This window comes from Pseudomonas sp. FW300-N1A1 (assembly GCF_058789115.1).
Genome location: NZ_JBYTBK010000012.1, coordinates 49,872 through 65,699, shown reverse-complemented (window position 1 = coordinate 65,699; position 15,828 = coordinate 49,872). Strand labels below are relative to the sequence as shown.

At 62.4% G+C, this 15,828-nt stretch carries 18 protein-coding genes; 8 read left to right on the top strand and 10 right to left on the bottom strand.

Going from position 1 to position 15,828, the window contains the following annotated elements:
• Positions 1 to 12 precede the first annotated feature (12 nt).
• The 6 genes from nusB to nrdR all read right to left on the bottom strand — a co-directional run bounded on the left by nusB (position 13) and on the right by nrdR (position 4,505).
• Positions 13 to 513 carry a transcription antitermination factor NusB gene (nusB, locus tag AC3WQN_RS11270; protein ID WP_095080503.1) on the bottom strand — a complete coding sequence of 167 codons (501 nt, stop codon included), beginning with the start codon at positions 511 to 513 and terminating at the stop codon, positions 13 to 15.
• Positions 510 to 986, bottom strand: a complete 477-nt coding sequence (gene ribH / locus AC3WQN_RS11265) for a 6,7-dimethyl-8-ribityllumazine synthase (RefSeq protein ID WP_003228649.1) — start codon at positions 984 to 986, stop codon at positions 510 to 512. Before ribH ends, nusB begins: the two co-directional genes overlap by 4 nt.
• Before the next feature lie 91 nt (positions 987 to 1,077).
• A complete protein-coding gene (gene ribBA, locus AC3WQN_RS11260) occupies positions 1,078 to 2,169 on the bottom strand; it encodes a bifunctional 3,4-dihydroxy-2-butanone-4-phosphate synthase/GTP cyclohydrolase II (RefSeq protein ID WP_095080500.1) in 1,092 nt (363 codons plus the stop codon).
• 31 nt (positions 2,170 to 2,200) lie between these two features.
• The gene (locus AC3WQN_RS11255; protein WP_095145364.1) at positions 2,201 to 2,866 is read right to left on the bottom strand and encodes a riboflavin synthase; all 666 of its coding nucleotides are present in this window, start codon (positions 2,864 to 2,866) and stop codon (positions 2,201 to 2,203) included.
• Between the two features lie 44 nt (positions 2,867 to 2,910).
• Positions 2,911 to 4,044, bottom strand: a complete 1,134-nt coding sequence (gene ribD / locus AC3WQN_RS11250) for a bifunctional diaminohydroxyphosphoribosylaminopyrimidine deaminase/5-amino-6-(5-phosphoribosylamino)uracil reductase RibD (protein ID WP_103400432.1) — start codon at positions 4,042 to 4,044, stop codon at positions 2,911 to 2,913.
• Positions 4,041 to 4,505: a transcriptional regulator NrdR gene (gene nrdR / locus AC3WQN_RS11245; RefSeq protein ID WP_166590477.1), complete on the bottom strand. Its 465-nt coding sequence runs from the start codon at positions 4,503 to 4,505 to the stop codon at positions 4,041 to 4,043. The genes ribD and nrdR overlap by 4 nt, the downstream gene beginning before the upstream one ends.
• A 128-nt stretch (positions 4,506 to 4,633) precedes the next feature.
• Between nrdR and AC3WQN_RS11240 the strand changes: the two genes are divergently transcribed.
• From AC3WQN_RS11240 to trxA, 3 genes are all read left to right on the top strand, one after another.
• Positions 4,634 to 5,098, top strand: a complete 465-nt coding sequence (locus tag AC3WQN_RS11240) for a YbaY family lipoprotein (RefSeq protein ID WP_103400434.1) — start codon at positions 4,634 to 4,636, stop codon at positions 5,096 to 5,098.
• Positions 5,095 to 5,751, top strand: coding sequence for a class I SAM-dependent methyltransferase (locus AC3WQN_RS11235; RefSeq protein ID WP_103400435.1), 657 nt, complete (start codon positions 5,095 to 5,097; stop codon positions 5,749 to 5,751). Before AC3WQN_RS11240 ends, AC3WQN_RS11235 begins: the two co-directional genes overlap by 4 nt.
• Before the next feature lie 181 nt (positions 5,752 to 5,932).
• Positions 5,933 to 6,805 carry a thioredoxin gene (gene trxA / locus AC3WQN_RS11230; protein WP_103400436.1) on the top strand — a complete coding sequence of 291 codons (873 nt, stop codon included), beginning with the start codon at positions 5,933 to 5,935 and terminating at the stop codon, positions 6,803 to 6,805.
• Here trxA and AC3WQN_RS11225 read toward each other — a convergent pair.
• Positions 6,802 to 7,158: a hypothetical protein gene (locus tag AC3WQN_RS11225; protein ID WP_103400437.1), complete on the bottom strand. Its 357-nt coding sequence runs from the start codon at positions 7,156 to 7,158 to the stop codon at positions 6,802 to 6,804. The genes trxA and AC3WQN_RS11225 overlap by 4 nt on opposite strands.
• Before the next feature lie 128 nt (positions 7,159 to 7,286).
• On the opposite strand from AC3WQN_RS11225, the gene AC3WQN_RS11220 reads away from it, so the two are divergent.
• From AC3WQN_RS11220 to AC3WQN_RS11200, 5 genes are all read left to right on the top strand, one after another.
• The gene (locus AC3WQN_RS11220; protein ID WP_103400438.1) at positions 7,287 to 7,889 is read left to right on the top strand and encodes a DUF2796 domain-containing protein; all 603 of its coding nucleotides are present in this window, start codon (positions 7,287 to 7,289) and stop codon (positions 7,887 to 7,889) included.
• A 47-nt stretch (positions 7,890 to 7,936) separates the two neighbouring features.
• Positions 7,937 to 8,647 carry an ABC transporter ATP-binding protein gene (locus tag AC3WQN_RS11215; protein WP_103400439.1) on the top strand — a complete coding sequence of 237 codons (711 nt, stop codon included), beginning with the start codon at positions 7,937 to 7,939 and terminating at the stop codon, positions 8,645 to 8,647.
• A 1-nt stretch (position 8,648) separates the two neighbouring features.
• On the top strand, positions 8,649 to 9,914 hold the full coding sequence (locus AC3WQN_RS11210; RefSeq protein ID WP_103400440.1) for an ABC transporter permease: 1,266 nt from the start codon (positions 8,649 to 8,651) through the stop codon (positions 9,912 to 9,914).
• Between the two features lie 11 nt (positions 9,915 to 9,925).
• On the top strand, positions 9,926 to 10,444 hold the full coding sequence (locus tag AC3WQN_RS11205) for a DUF3299 domain-containing protein (protein ID WP_371918508.1): 519 nt from the start codon (positions 9,926 to 9,928) through the stop codon (positions 10,442 to 10,444).
• Between the two features lie 182 nt (positions 10,445 to 10,626).
• Positions 10,627 to 11,325: an OmpW/AlkL family protein gene (locus tag AC3WQN_RS11200; protein WP_103400442.1), complete on the top strand. Its 699-nt coding sequence runs from the start codon at positions 10,627 to 10,629 to the stop codon at positions 11,323 to 11,325.
• A gap of 217 nt (positions 11,326 to 11,542) precedes the next feature.
• Here the strand turns inward: AC3WQN_RS11200 and AC3WQN_RS11195 are convergent, their stop codons facing one another.
• The 3 genes from AC3WQN_RS11195 to AC3WQN_RS11185 form a co-directional block, all read right to left on the bottom strand.
• Positions 11,543 to 12,472 carry an NAD-dependent epimerase/dehydratase family protein gene (locus AC3WQN_RS11195; RefSeq protein ID WP_103400443.1) on the bottom strand — a complete coding sequence of 310 codons (930 nt, stop codon included), beginning with the start codon at positions 12,470 to 12,472 and terminating at the stop codon, positions 11,543 to 11,545.
• The gene (locus AC3WQN_RS11190; protein ID WP_103400444.1) at positions 12,465 to 13,349 is read right to left on the bottom strand and encodes a sugar nucleotide-binding protein; all 885 of its coding nucleotides are present in this window, start codon (positions 13,347 to 13,349) and stop codon (positions 12,465 to 12,467) included. The genes AC3WQN_RS11195 and AC3WQN_RS11190 overlap by 8 nt, the downstream gene beginning before the upstream one ends.
• 183 nt (positions 13,350 to 13,532) lie before the next feature.
• The gene (locus AC3WQN_RS11185) at positions 13,533 to 15,671 is read right to left on the bottom strand and encodes a mechanosensitive ion channel family protein (RefSeq protein ID WP_103400445.1); all 2,139 of its coding nucleotides are present in this window, start codon (positions 15,669 to 15,671) and stop codon (positions 13,533 to 13,535) included.
• Positions 15,672 to 15,828: the final 157 nt, after the last annotated feature.

Sequence of the window (15,828 nt, the reverse complement as noted above, 5' to 3'; positions counted from 1 at the left end):
CTGCAGCGCGAATCAGCGCTTGAACGCCTTCACTTCAGCTTCACGCAGGCGCGGGGCCAGTTTGTCGAGGACACCGTTGACGAACTTGTGGCCGTCGGTGGAACCAAAGACTTTAGCCAGCTCGATGCCTTCGTTGATCACCACGCGGTAAGGCACGTCGACGCGCTTGAGCAGTTCCCAGGTGGACAGGCGCAGAACCGCCAGCTCGACCGGATCCAGCTCTTCGATGGTCAAGTCCATGCAAGGCTTGAGCGCGGTGTCGATTTCGGTCTTGAACTGCGGAACCCCGTGCAGGATTTCACGGAAGTACGCGCCATCGACATCGGTGAAATCGTTATCGACCCGGAACTGCGCTTCGATCTCGTTCAGCGACTGCTTGGCCATGTGCCATTGATACAGGGCCTGGGTCGCGAGCTGACGGGCTTCGCGGCGCTTGACGCTTTTCGATGGTTTACCAGCATCCGCAGGCTTTGGATCGCGCGGGTTGAAACGATCGCTTTCGTCGCTAATCACTTGGCCTCCAACTGCGCCAGCAGGCTGACCATTTCCAGGGCGGACAAGGCAGCTTCAGCACCTTTGTTGCCGGCCTTGGTGCCGGAACGTTCGATGGCTTGCTCGATGGAGTCAACGGTCAGGACGCCAAAGGCAACCGGTACGCCGAACTCCATGGACACCTGGGCCAGGCCCTTGGTGCACTCGCCAGCCACGTATTCGAAGTGCGGAGTACCGCCACGAATGACCGCGCCCAGGGCGATGATTGCCGCGAACTCGCCCTTCTGAGCGACTTTCTGCGCAACCAGCGGGATTTCGAAGGCGCCAGGGGCACGGATGATGGTGATGTCGCTTTCGCTCACGCCATGGCGAACCAGGGCATCAACAGCACCGCTTACCAGGCTTTCAACCACAAAGCTGTTGAAGCGGCCAACAACCAAAGCGTAGCGGCCTTTGGGGGCGATGAAGGTACCTTCGATGGTCTTCAGGGTCATTCGACAAATCTCTTAAAGAGCCGGGACGCGTTCAGTACGCGCCCCTCGGTGATATTTGAACCGCGAACAAGGGGTGAAAAAACACCGGCCTTTATTCGGAGGGCACGTATTCTACAACTTCCAGGTCGAAACCGGATATCGCATTAAATTTCATTGGCGCACTCATCAGGCGCATTTTGCGCACGCCCAGGTCACGCAGGATCTGCGAACCGGCCCCGACGATGCTGTAGGTGGTCGGTTTTTTCACGGCGGCGTGGTCGGCCGTTTCGCGAATATGCGCCAGCAATACATCGCCATCGAGCGGGTGACCCAGCAACAGCACCACGCCGCTGCCAGCCTCGGCCACCGCGGCCATGGCGGCGCGCAGGCTCCAGCGCCCCGGTTGCTTGACCATCAGCAGGTCGCGCAGCGGGTCCATGTTATGCACCCGGACCAGGGTCGGTTCTTCGGCGCAAACGGTGCCCAGGGTCAGTGCCATGTGCACGTCGCCTTCCACCGAATCACGATAGGTCACCAGGTTGAATTGGCCCAGTTCGCTGTCCAGTGGCTGCTCGGCAATCCGCTGAACGGTACGTTCGTGGATCATCCGGTAGTGAATCAGGTCGGCAATGGTGCCGATCTTGATGTTGTGCTCCGCCGCAAAGGCTTCCAGTTCGGCGCGACGGGACATGGTGCCGTCGTCGTTCATCACCTCGCAGATCACCCCGCTCGGCTCGAAACCGGCCATGCGCGCCAGATCGCACGCGGCTTCGGTGTGACCGGCGCGGGCCAGGGTACCGCCGGCCTGGGCCATCAGCGGGAAGATGTGGCCAGGGCTAACAATGTCTTCGGCCTTGGCATCACGGGCAGCAGCAGCTTGCACGGTACGCGCACGGTCGGCCGCGGAGATCCCGGTGGTGACGCCGGTGGCCGCTTCGATGGACACGGTGAACTTGGTGCCGAAGCCGGAGCCGTTGCGCGGCGCCATCAATGGCAGCTTGAGCAGCTCGCAGCGCTCGCGGCTCATCGGCATGCAGATCAGGCCACGGGCGTGCTTGGCCATGAAGTTGATGTGTTCTGGCTGGCAGCACTCGGCGGCCATGATCAGGTCGCCTTCGTTCTCGCGGTCTTCGTCATCCATGAGGATGACCATCTTGCCTTGGCGGATGTCTTCAACCAGTTCTTCGATGCTATTGAGCGCCACAAGGCACCCCCCTTCTTTCGAAATTTGAGCTTCAGGATTTGAGGTAGCCGTTTTGGGCCAGAAAGCTTTCGGTAATGGTGCTGCCAGCCGTTGGCTCTGCAGCCTTGTCGCCCAACAACAGGCGCTCCAGGTAACGGGCCAGCAAGTCCACTTCCAGATTCACCCGGCGACCTGGCTGGTAGGACGCCATGATGGTTTCGCTCAGGGTGTGCGGAATGATCGTCAGCAGGAACTCGGCGCCATCGACCGCGTTCACCGTCAGGCTGGTGCCGTCGACGGTGATCGAGCCCTTATGGGCGATGTACTTGGCCAGTTCTTTCGGCGCGCGGATACGAAATTCCACAGCGCGGGCGTTATCGGTACGGGTCACCACTTCGCCGACACCGTCGACGTGACCGCTGACCAGGTGTCCACCGAGACGGGTGGTCGGGGTCAGGGCTTTTTCCAGGTTGACCGGGCTGCCGCTCTTGAGGTCGTTCATGGCGGTGCAGTCGAGGGTTTCGCGACTGACGTCCGCCGCAAAGCCGTTACCAGGCAGTTCAACCGCCGTCAGGCACACGCCGTTGACCGCGATGCTGTCGCCCAGTTTGACGTCGCTCAGGTCGAGCTTGCCGGTTTCTACATGTACCCGCACATCCCCGCCTTTGGGGGTCATTGCACGGATGCTGCCGATGGATTCGATGATGCCGGTAAACATGAAGCCCTCCTCGAGAACAAAACCTTCTTGGCCGCAGCCGGGAATTATACGCTCGCTGCTGGCACAGGAATGGCAGTGACCCGCCAGTCATCGCCAACCGCGCGAATTTCGGTGATCTTGAGCTCCGGCGCATCCTTCATTTGCGCAAGCGGCCAGTCAAGCAGAGGCCGCGCCGAAGAGCCCAGGAACTTGCCGGCGATGAAAATCTGGTACTCGTCCACCAGACCTTGCTGGGCAAACGCCCCGGCCAGACGCGGACCGGCTTCAACCAGCACCTCGTTGACACCTCGGGCCGCCAGTTCGACCAGCAGCTTGCGCAGGTCGACCTGACCATCGTCGCCTGGCACGATCAGGCATTCCGGGCCATTGGCGTACTGCTCTTCCACCGCGACACAGGTGGCGACCAGTGCCGGACCGGCCTTGAAGAACGGTGCGTCAAGCGGCACCCGCAGGCGGCCATCGATCAGCACGCGCAACGGTGGACGGCTCATGGCCAGGGTGGTGTGTTCGGCATCCAGGCCCAGCTCATCGGCACGCACGGTCAACCGCGCATCATCGGCCAGCACCGTATCGGCGCCGGTCAGCACCACGCTAGCCTGCGCTCGCAGGCGCTGCACCGCGGAACGGGCAGCGGGACCGGTGATCCACTGGCTTTCGCCGCTGGCCATGGCGGTTCGGCCATCCAGGCTCATCGCCAGCTTGACCCGCACGAACGGCAAGCCATGCTCCATGCGCTTGAGGAAACCTTCATTGAGTTTGCGTGCCTCGCCTTCGAGCACACCGCTTTGTATGGCAATGCCGGCCTGTTCCAGGCGCTGCAGACCGCGACCGGCGACTGCCGGGTTCGGGTCCTGCATGGCCGCCACCACCCGTGCCAACCCGGCGTTGACCAGTGCGTCGGCACACGGCGGGGTGCGGCCGTGATGGCTGCAGGGCTCCAGCGTCACGTAGGCAGTGGCGCCCCGCGCATTTTCGCCCGCCGCGCGCAAGGCATGAACTTCGGCGTGGGGTTCGCCGGTGCGCACGTGCCAGCCTTCGCCGACAATCTGCCCGTCACGCACGATCACACAGCCCACCCGCGGGTTGGGATGGGTGGTGTAGTGGCCGTTGCGCGCCAGTTCCAGGGCACGCGCCATGTAATGGGCGTCAAGGACTGCCTGTTCTGTAGAAATCATCATGGCTTGACCGGCTCACGGGCCAGGCGATCGATCTCTTCGCGGAACTCGTTGAGGTCCTGGAAGCGGCGATACACCGAGGCGAAACGAATGTAGGCGACTTCGTCGAGCTTTTGCAGCTCGGCCATGACCAGCTCACCGACCACCAGCGACTTGACCTCGCGCTCACCGGTTGCCCGCAGCTTGTGCTTGATGTGCGCCAGCGAGGATTCCAGGCGTTCGACGCTCACCGGACGTTTTTCCAGGGCGCGCTGCATGCCGGCGCGGAGTTTTTCTTCGTCGAACGGCTGACGGCTGCCGTCGGTTTTAATCAGGCGCGGCAACACCAGTTCAGCCGTCTCGAACGTGGTGAAACGCTCGCCGCAGGCCAGGCATTCACGCCGGCGGCGCACCTGTTCGCCCTCGGCGACCAGTCGCGAGTCGATGACCTTGGTGTCGTTGGCACCGCAGAAGGGACAGTGCATGGTGGCAGGCAACAAAAAAAGGGAGGGCCATGGTAGCGCATCCCGGTGGCAAGACAAGCCATAGGGTTTACGGTATACAGACGGACTATATTACCTGAACCACGGATTTCACCTTGCTGGAGCCGCAAATGCCGCTACGTCCGCTTGTTTTACTCAGTTTCGTCAGCCTGCTGGCGGCCTGTAGCAGTGATGCGCCAAAACCTTCCGAGCCTGCTCCCGGCCCCGCGCCACAGATGGCCGAGAAGAAGGCCAGGGCCTCGGCCGACTTGGGCCCCCTGCCCGCGTACCAACGCGAACTGAGCGGCGCCTTGCTGGGCGTTCCGGCCGGTGCCGAAGTTGAACTGGCGCTGTTGGTGATCGACGAGCGCTCACGCCCCCAGCAATTGCTCGCCAGTGCCAACCTGATCGGTACCAGCCAGGCGCTGCCGTTTCATCTGCGCTTCAACCCGGACGTCTTTCCCGCCGGTGCCCGTGTCGAACTGCGTGGTCGCGCCAGCCAGTCCGGGCAGTTGATCCTGCATCTGCCAGCGCAACGCATCTTTCAACCGACCACCCAGGCACTGGGACAGTTGCAGTTCGTCAAAGCGCCATGAATGCACCGCTCGACCTGCAACGGGCATTAAGTGAACTGCTCGGCGACGCGCGGCTGGTGCCCTGCCCGCTGCCCGCCACCGAACTGAAGCTCTGGCTGATCGATGGCGACAACATGGATCGCGCCTTCAGCCCGGAAGAAACCCGGCGCATCCTGCATGAACCGCCGTACTGGAGCTTCTGCTGGGCCAGCGGCCTGGCGATGGCCCGTTACCTGGCCGAGCGTCCGCAGTGGGTCGCCGGCAAGCGCGTACTGGATTTTGGTGCCGGCTCCGGGATTGCCGGGATCGCGGCCGTCAAGGCCGGAGCCCTGGAAGTGGTGGCCTGCGACCTGGATCCGCTGGCGATTGCCGCTTGCCGGGCGAATGCCGAACTCAATGAGGTCGAACTCGGCTACTCGACGGACTTCTTCGCCGAAGCCGATCGCTTTGACCTGATCCTGGTGGCCGACGTCTTGTACGACCGCGCCAACCTGCCGCTGCTCGATGAGTTTCTCAGCCGTGGCCGTGAAGCACTGGTGGCGGATTCGCGGGTTCGGGACTTTCGTCATCCCCTGTATCAACGGCTTGAGATGCTTGAAGCCATGACCTTGCCGGATCTGGCCGAGCCCGAAGAGTTTCGGCATGTGAGCCTGTACCACGCCAAACGCACATGATCGTTCCCACGCTCGGCGTGGTAACGCGCGGCTCGGGACGCTCCACGTCCCTTAGACGTCGTGACGCAGAGCGTCACAAGAGGCATTCCCACGCAGAGCGTGGGAACGATCGGTGCACTGCGCTTTCGGCGGCCCCAGCCAAGCCGTATAGTTGTCTCATCCACGTTTTTCGAGAGACCCCATGAGTCAGGAAACGCCGTACATCTTCGACGCCACTACCGCCGATTTCGACCAGTCGGTGATCGAGAACTCGTTCCACAAGCCGGTGCTGGTGGATTTCTGGGCCGAATGGTGTGCGCCCTGTAAAGCGCTGATGCCGATGCTGCAAACCATCGCCGAGAGCTACCAGGGCGAGTTGCTGCTGGCCAAGGTCAATTGCGACGTCGAGCAAGATATCGTTGCCCGCTTCGGCATTCGCAGCCTGCCGACCGTGGTGTTGTTCAAGGATGGCCAGCCGGTGGACGGTTTTGCCGGTGCGCAGCCTGAATCCGCGGTACGCGCCCTGCTCGAGCCCCATGTGCAGATGCCACCACCGCCCGCCGCCGAACCGCTCGAACAGGCTCAGGCGTTGTTCGATGAAGGTCGTTTCGCCGAGGCTGAAGCCACGCTCAAAGGGCTGCTGACGGAAGACAACAGTAACGCTCGCGCACTGATCCTCTATGCCCGCTGCCTGACAGAGCGCGGTGAGCTGGGCGAAGCCCGGATCGTGCTGGATGCCGTCAAGACCGATGAACATAAAGCCGCGCTGGCAGGCGCCAAGGCGCAAATCCAGTTCCTCGGCCAGGCCGCGGACCTGCCGGATGTCGCCGACCTGAAATCGCGCCTGGCGCAAAATCCGCAGGACGATGAGGCGATCTACCAACTGGCGATCCAGCAACTGGCCCGCCAGCAATACGACCCGGCACTGGACTCCCTGCTCAAGCTGTTTATCCGCAATCGCAGCTACAGCGAAGGGTTGCCGCACAAGACCTTGTTGCAAGTGTTCGAACTGCTGGGCAACGATCACCCGCTGGTGACCACCTACCGCCGCAAGTTGTTCGCCGCGCTGTACTAAGCCCCGATCCAGCGATAGAGCGGCGTATCCCCGCCGCTCAGCACCTTGACCTCGGCACTGTGGCGCAAACGCACCAACAAGCGTTTGCCGGCCACCGCGCTGCCGGTCAAACCCTCCAGTTGCTCAAGCAGATCCGGCCCCGTGAGTTGCCCTGACGTGCGCAGCAGCTCCCTGGCAAGCTGCCATAACGAATCGTCCTGACTCACCGGCTTGACCGGCGTACCGGCCACCGGCACGACGCCATCGGTTCGGCTGACCTGCAGCTGCGCGCCCAGTTTCGCCCAATCGCTGTCATCGAGTTCCAGCGTCAAATCCACCGGCCAGTCGCCGATGCTTCCCCGTATGCGCAACATTGGGCTTTCCTCCTGTTTATGAGGAACATGCTCCCACGCGCCTTGCGCAACGCCAAGCATGCGGTCAAACTCTCGCCAGCATTGTTATAAGATCACATAACAAAATATTCATCTTCCGGAGACTCCCCATGCGCCGCCTGCTCCTCGCTTTGCCGTTTGCTCTGCTGCCGCTGGCTGTCGCCCAGGCGGCCGAGGTTCACGACCATGAACATGCCAGCCTCGGCGCTCACGAACATGGTGTCGGGCGCTTGAACGCGGTCCTCGATGGCCAGACCCTGGAGCTGGAACTGGAAAGCCCGGCGATGAACCTGGTGGGCTTCGAGCATGCGGCCAGCAGCGCAGAAGACAAGGCCAAGGTCGCGGCGGTCCGCGCCCGGCTTGAGCAACCGCTGACCCTGTTCAGCCTGCCCGAGGCCGCCCGCTGCGTGGTCAGCCAGCAGGAACTGGAAAGCCCGCTGTTCGGTGACACGCCCCACGCCGATGAGCACGACGACGATGACCACGCCACCGACGGCAAAGGGGCTGCGTCTAAAGAACATCACCCTGATCACAGCGAAATCCACGCGCATTACCAGTTCACCTGCGCCGCCCCGGGCGCACTGAAGACACTGGATCTGGCGAATGTATTCAAGACCTTCCCCGCCACCCGGAAAATTCAGGTACAACTCATCAGCCCGAGCGCCCAGCAAGGGGCTGAAGTCACCGCCAACGCTGCTGCGCTGAAATTCTGAGTGCCGCCCACTCCCACAGGGCTCACCTCCAACCGGACCGGCTCCACATGACCCAAGCACTCATCGAACTGTCGGACCTGGGTTTCAGCTGGCCCGGTCACCCGCCCTTGCTGGACATCCCGGCGTTTCGCCTGGAACCCGGCGAAACGCTGTTCCTCAAGGGCCCCAGCGGCAGTGGCAAAACCACCCTGCTAGGCTTGCTCGGCGGCGTGCAGAAACCCGATCGCGGCAGCCTGCGCCTGCTTGGCCAGGAGCTGACCGAGCTCTCGGCCGGTGCCCGCGATCGCTTTCGGGTCGACCATACTGGCTACATCTTCCAGCAGTTCAACCTGCTGCCGTTTCTGTCGGTACGCGAGAACGTCGAGCTGCCGTGCCACTTTTCCAGACTGCGCGCCCACCGGGCGATCCAGCGCCATGGCAGTGTCGACAGCGCCGCAGCGACCTTGCTGGCGCACTTGGGCCTCAAGGACGAAAACATCCTCAGCCGTCGCGCCGACTCACTGTCCATCGGCCAGCAACAACGGGTCGCCGCCGCCCGCGCGCTGATCGGCCAGCCGGAACTGGTGATCGCCGACGAACCGACCTCGGCCCTCGACTACGACGCTCGCGAAGCCTTTATCCGCCTACTGTTTGCCGAGTGTCGCGAGGCCGGCTCCAGCCTGTTGTTTGTCAGCCATGACCAGAGCCTGGCACCGCTGTTCGATCGCCACCTGTCGCTGGCCGAACTCAACCGCGCCACCACGCCCGCAGAGGTCTGAGATGTATTTGTTTCGTCTGGCCATGGCCAGCCTGGCTAACCGCCGCTTCACCGCGATCCTCACGGCACTCGCCATCGCCCTCTCCGTGTGCCTGTTGTTGGCCGTGGAGCGTGTACGCACCGAAGCCCGTGCCAGTTTTGCCAGCACCATCAGCGGCACCGACCTGATTGTCGGCGCACGTTCCGGCTCGGTGAACCTGCTGCTGTACTCGGTGTTTCGCATCGGCAACGCCACCAACAACATCCGCTGGGACAGCTTCGAGCACTTCGCCAATAACCCGAAAGTGAAATGGGCGATCCCGATGTCCCTGGGAGATTCCCATCGCGGCTACCGGGTGATGGGCACCACCGACGCCTACTTCCAGCACTATCAATACGGGCGCCAGCAAAACCTGCAACTGGCCAGCGGCCGAGCCTTCGCCACGGACCCGTTCGAAGTGGTGCTGGGTGCCGAAGTGGCTGAGGCGCTGCACTACACACTCGGTGCAAAACTGGTACTGGCCCACGGCGTGGCGGCGATCAGCCTAGTCAAGCACGACGACAAACCCTTCACCGTGGTCGGGATCCTGAAACGCACCGGTACGCCGGTCGACCGCACGCTGCACATCAGCCTGGGAGGCATGGAAGCGATCCATGTCGACTGGCACAACGGCGTACCGGCCCGGGGCGATGGTCGTGTCAGTGCCGACCAGGCGCGCAACATGGACCTCACGCCGCAAGCCATCACCGCGTTCATGCTCGGCCTGAACAACAAGATCTCGACGTTCGCCCTGCAACGCGAGATCAACGAATTCCGTGGCGAGCCGATGCTGGCGATCCTTCCGGGCGTGGCCTTGCAGGAACTCTGGAGCCTGATGGGCACCGCCGAAAAAGCCCTGTTCGTGGTATCGCTGTTCGTGGTGCTGACCGGATTGATCGGCATGCTCACGGCGATTCTCACCAGCCTCAACGAGCGCCGCCGGGAAATGGCGATCCTGCGTTCGGTCGGCGCCCGGCCCTGGCATATCGCGACATTGCTGGTGCTGGAAGCCTTTTCCCAGGCCGTGTCCGGAGTGGTCGTGGGCCTGGGCCTGCTGTACCTGGGGATCGCCGTGGCCCAGGGGTATATCCAGTCCAACTACGGCTTGTACCTGCCGCTGGCCTGGCCAAGCGAGTATGAATGGACGCTGCTCGGTGGCATCCTGCTCGCCGCCCTGCTGATGGGCAGCGTGCCGGCCTGGCGCGCCTATCGCCAATCCCTGGCCGATGGCCTGTCGATCCGTTTATGAGGATGTTGAAGATGCCCCGCGCCTTGCTTGCGCTGTTGATGCTGGTCGCGCTACCGCTGTGGGCGGCCGAGCCCAAGGACCTGACCTGGTCGCAAATGATCCCGCCGGACGCGCCTGTCGAAGTACCAAATATGAAACCGCTGCACGACCTGTCGCAGATCAGCGATGCGCTGTCGGCCGAGTCCGCGCCAGCCGCCAGGCAGGACATGCCCAATGCCCCGGTGGTGAAAAGCCTGGACGGTCAGCACATCCGGCTGCCGGGGTACATCGTGCCGCTGGAGGTCAGCGAAGCTGGCCGCACCACCGAGTTCCTGTTGGTGCCTTACTTCGGCGCCTGCATCCATGTTCCACCACCGCCGTCGAACCAGATCGTTCATGTCAGAAGCGAAGTCGGCGTGAAGCTCGAAGAGTTGTACCAGCCGTACTGGATTGAAGGCGCAATGCAGGTCAAGGCGACCACCAGCGAGTTGGCGGATGCCGGGTATCAGATGGAAGCGGACAAGATTTACCTGTACGAATTGCCGGAGTGAGTCCAGCATTTTTTTGGCCTGATCTGACCTGACGTCTACGCTCAAGCGAGCGCGTACGATGACCGCGTACTGTTGCAACGATCTTAATGAGCCATCACGCTTTCATTGAGCTGTGTCAACGTCCCGTGTCGGAGCGCTCCATAAAATGGGACATAGAATTTAAATTGTCCCTTGGAGCCCCCATGCACAAGTCATTGCTTAGCGCTTCCCTCCTTGCATTCGCGCTTGCAACCCCCTTCGCCCAGGCCTTTGAAGCCGGCGACATCATCCTCCGCGCCGGCGCCATCACCGTGAACCCGGACGCTGACAGTTCCAGCGTCAAGGTCGATCAAGGCCCGCTGGCGGGTGCAGACTTGGGCGGCAAGGCGACCTTGAGCAGCGACACTCAGCTGGGTCTGAACTTCGCGTACATGATCACCAATAACCTGGCGATCGAACTGCTGGCAGCCACCCCGTTCGAGCATGACGTCAAACTCAAGAACACCGCGCTTGGCGTGGTCAACGGCAAACTCGGTACCATCAAGCAACTGCCGCCCACCCTGAGCCTGGTGTACTACCCGCTGGACCACAAGTCGGACTTCCAACCTTATGTGGGTGCCGGCATCAACTACACCTGGGTCTACGACGAACACGTGGGCAGCGAGGCCAGCGCCAAAGGTTTCGACAACTTCCGCGCGGACAGCTCCTGGGGCCTGGCATGGCAGGTCGGTGCCGACTACATGCTGACCGACCACATCATGATCAACGGCCAGGTACGCTACATCGACATCGATACCACCGGCTACGTGAACAACGACGCTCTCGCCGCAGGCACTCGTGCCAAGGTGGATATCGACGTGGATCCATGGGTCTACATGGTGGGCCTGGGCTACAAGTTCTAAGCCCGACACCCCATACCTGTGGCGAGGGAGCTTGCTCCCGCTCGGTTGCAAAGCAACCACCAGCCTGCGAGCGAGTCAGACCTGATACGCCGCCAGCGCTGTTTCAGGAGTACTCCGGACTCCAGCGGGAGCAAGCTCCCTCGCCACAAGAAGCGATCTGTCACACCCAAAAAAAAGGCGCCCCTCGGGGCGCCTTTTTTTGTCCGTTGAACCGCCCTCAGCGACCCAACAACCGGGCCAGCCCGACACTCATCGGCGTCTGCTCGGGGAAGGTGAAGCGCTGCAACAGCCGCTGGTTATTGGCACGGGAATGGCGGATGTCACCGGCGCGGGCCGGTGCATAGGTGATCGGAGGCAAGTCACCGACCACCTCTTTCAAGGCCTGGAGCATTTGCTTGAGGGTGGTCGCCTGGTTCCAGCCGACATTGACCGCGCCCACTTCCAGTGCCGGCGCCTCGATGGCCTGCACCAGCAAGTCCACCAGGTCTTCGACATAGACGAAATCACGTGTCTGCTCACCATCGCCGAACACGGTGATCGGCAGGCCTTTTTGCGCACGCTCGCTGAAAATGCTGATCACCCCGGAGTACGGCGACGAGGGGTCCTGGCGCGGGCCGAAGATATTGAAAAAGCGGAAAATGGCCGGTTCCAGCCCGTGCTGACGACGGTAGAAGTCGAGGTAATACTCACTCGCCAGCTTATCCGACGCGTAGGGCGTGAGCGGTGCCTTGGCAGTGTCTTCGTCGATCGACTCACCTTCACCGTTGTTGCCGTAGACCGCCGCGCTCGAGGCGAACAACACGCGTTTGACGCCCGCCTGGCGCATGGCTTCACAGACGTTCAAGGTGCCGATGAAGTTGCTCTGGTGCGTACGCACCGGATCGTCCACCGACGCTTGCACCGAGGCCACGGCGGCCAGGTGCGCCACCGCACGGCAACCGGCCATCGCCCTGGCCACCAGTGCGGCGTCAGCCACATCGCCTTCGATGAGCTCGACCCGTGGATTATCCAGCACCAGGTTGCTGCGTTTTCCGGTGGACAGGTCATCGAGGATACGCACCGAATGGCCCTTGGCGAGCAAGGCATCGGTGAGGTGCGAACCAATGAAACCGGCGCCGCCGGTGATCAAAACAGGGCCATCAGCCATGACGATAAAACCTATCCAGTAAGGCCGGGAGGGCTGCGCGCCAGGCGCGAGGCTTGATCCCGAAGGTGTGCAGAATTTTCTTGCAGGCCAGTACCGCGTGTTGCGGTTCTTCGGCGGCATCCGGGCGCGCGGCGTGAGCCTGGGCGGTCGGTGCTTCGATGGCCAGCGGGTGCAGGTTGCGGGCTTCGGCGAGGATCGCCTGGCCCAGCGCCAACGGCGTGGTCGCCTCATGCCCGGCGTAGTGGTATGTACCCCACAGTGGCGCCGCGCAATCGAGTTGCTTGAGCACCGAAATGATCACCCGCGCGGCGTCATCCACCGGTGTCGGGTTGCCACGCCGGTCATCAGCCAACAGCAACTCTTCGGTCAGCTCGGCACGCGCCAGGAACCGCCCAAGGGAGCCCTCGACACTGTCATCGAGCAACCAGCCAAAGCGTAACATCACGTGTTGCGGGCAAGTGGCGCGCACACTTTGCTCGATACGCCACAAGGCCTGGCCACGCAGGCCCAAGGGGACGGGTTCGTCTTTTTCGCTGTAGGCCGTTGCCCGCGAGCCATCGAATACTCGATAGCTGGAAGGCTGTAGCAACACGATGTTGTGGTGCTGGCACAGTTCGGCCAGCCGTTCGACCGCTCTTTCCTGCGCCGCCAGACGTGCCTCGGCCACCGTTTCGGCCTGGAACCAGTCGAAGTAGTAGGCGAGGTTGATCAGCGCGTCAGGGCGCGTGTCGTCGAGCAGTTGTGTCAGGCTCGCGGCGTCCCAGCCGTCTTGGGGTGGACGGGGCGCGAGGAAACCGATGTCTTCCTCCGCACCGAGGCGAATCAGCGCCTGCCCAAGGGCATTTCCGCCACCCAGTAACATAAGGCGCATTCGCATAGAGTCAGCAGGCCCAGTCTGTTTGGAACGATGGTTGTGTCGACAGCACCCACGGGCGTTGCCGTTGAGAATTGCCAGAATCCTTGCATTTTGCGGGTTTAAAGCGCAACCGTCATCCGTAAAGTGTAGATCGCCCGGTTACACCCCCACCCATTGGCCAATGAGTGCGTCGTGGCGAGGGGGTTACGGGTTGCGCGTCGACTGTGGCAGCACCACACCTGGACTGTCCTTGGCGCCAGCGTCTTCCTCGTGCTTGTCCTCGGGTTTGTCCAGGTGTCGCTCATGCAACAGCACCTGCTGTGGATAAGTTTGCGCGAAATGCACCCACGGACTGTTATCCACAAGCTTTTTCAAGCGCAGGTTGAACGCCCTGTTCACCGCATACTGCCCGCCCGACACCGTTCGGAACTGCGCCGTCAGGACCATGCCGTTGAGGTCCATCTTGTCGACACCGAAGACCTCCAGCGGCCCCTGCAGGTTGTACTTGAGGAACGGGTCTTCGCTGATCGAGCGGCCCGCCTCGCGGATCAACAAGATGGCCTTGTCGACGTCGGTGTCATAGGTGAATTGCACCGAGAAATACGCAAAGGCGAATTGCCGCGACTGATTGGTGACAGCCTTGATCTGCCCGAACGGCACCGAGTGCACGAACCCCTTGCCGTCACGCAGACGCAGGGTGCGGATGGTCAACCCTTCCACCGTGCCGGCATGGCCCGAGTCGAGCACCACCCAATCGCCAATCGACAGGGTATCTTCGACGATGATGAACAACCCGGTGATCACGTCCTGCACCAACTGCTGCGAGCCGAAACCGATCGCCAGCCCCACCACCCCGGCACCCGCCAGGAAGGGAGCGACGTTGATCCCCAGGTTGGCCATGGTGGTGATCGCGCAGATCACCACCAGGATGATTTTGATCGCGTTGCGCAGCAGCGGCAGGATGGTTTTGATCCGGGTGCTGGGCTGGCGCGCATTGCGCTTGTTGACCGGGGGTTTGAGCGCTTCATGGATGGCCGTGTCCAGCACCACCCACACCAGCCAGGTGATCAGGAAGATCAAGCCGATGCGGCTCAGGGAATCGCTGATCGCCCGGCCAACGGCATTGCTGACCGCGAACTCGAACAACGACACGCCCCAGATCCGCCCCAGGATGTCGATGAAGGCAATCGCCATGAGGATCCGCAGCAAGGCGTGGGACAGGGTGAGGAAACGCTCTTTATAGGCACTGCTGCGCTGCGCCGCCAGCGCACCGGAGGACTTGAACATGTGTTGCAGCATGGTGCTGATGAACACGGTGGCGATCAGCAGGATGGTGGTGAACAACGCACAGCGCAGCACCTTCTGGTTGTCGTCGCCAATGCCGATCAGGTTGATCACCGAGACCAGCACCATCAACAGAATCGGCCAGTACCAGACGCCGGAAAAGACCCGCAACGTCTCGCGCAATGCCGGCTGACTGGTCCGCTGGGCCAGTGGCAGAATCCGGATCATCTGGCCGACCGGCCGGCGCAAGCGAATCACCAGCAGGCCGAAAATGATCGACGCCGACACCCCGGTAAACACCGCGATACTGCTGGTGAGGTTGTCGCCCAGGCGATGGGCGATCTGCGGGCTGGTCAAGGCGTCGCTGAGGGCAACCAGGAACCCCATCAGGAATAACGGTCTTGGGCAGTGCTGGCGAACGATGCGCACCGCACACCGTTTGTGCCCGACGTTGAACAGCACCACCAGCGACAACAGCAGCGAAGCCGCAAACACGCCGGCGCTGGTGGCATAGGCCAGGCACAGCGCCAGCGCCCGACCGGCCGAGGCTTCTAGAAGCAGGCTGATATAGAGCGTCACAGGCAGGCTGACCGCGGCCGGCAAGGTGTAGCCCAGCAAGTAGTCGAGCAACGCCCGGCCGCGTTCGCGGGCACGCAATATGCGTGACGTTGCAAGGCGCTTGGCCAGCATGCCACCCAGCAGCCGCAGCAGCGCAAAAAGACCGATCCACACACAGGTCAACAACACGAAGTCGCCAGTCACGCGCCAGCTCGAACGAGGCGACGGCTCGTTGACCAACTGGTCCACCTCATCGACTGCCCGGTCCGCCCGCTCGCGCCAGGCTTCGACCAGGTGTTCGTTGAGATCGAGTTTTTCCTGTGCGTCATCGATGCTGTTACTGATTGCCCCGAGCAGACCGCCCTGCACGATCGGCTCGGGCTCCGCAGCTGTCGCGGTTCCCTTCACAGCCGCCAGCCCGGGCAGTGCTGCTTCCGACCATTGGGGGCTGCCGATGCACAGCAGTAACGCGAGCCAGATCGCAGCCTTGAGATGAGCCAAAACGCGGCGCTCCTATTGACGAGGGGTGGTGGACACAGAAGATCGCAGCCTTGAGCGGTCGCTACAAGCGTAGATGCCCATCGGCGCTCTGACACCCGCACATTCCCCCCCCCCCCGATACCGTCCGTAGCCCCATCGAAACTTTCTTGACCGCTCG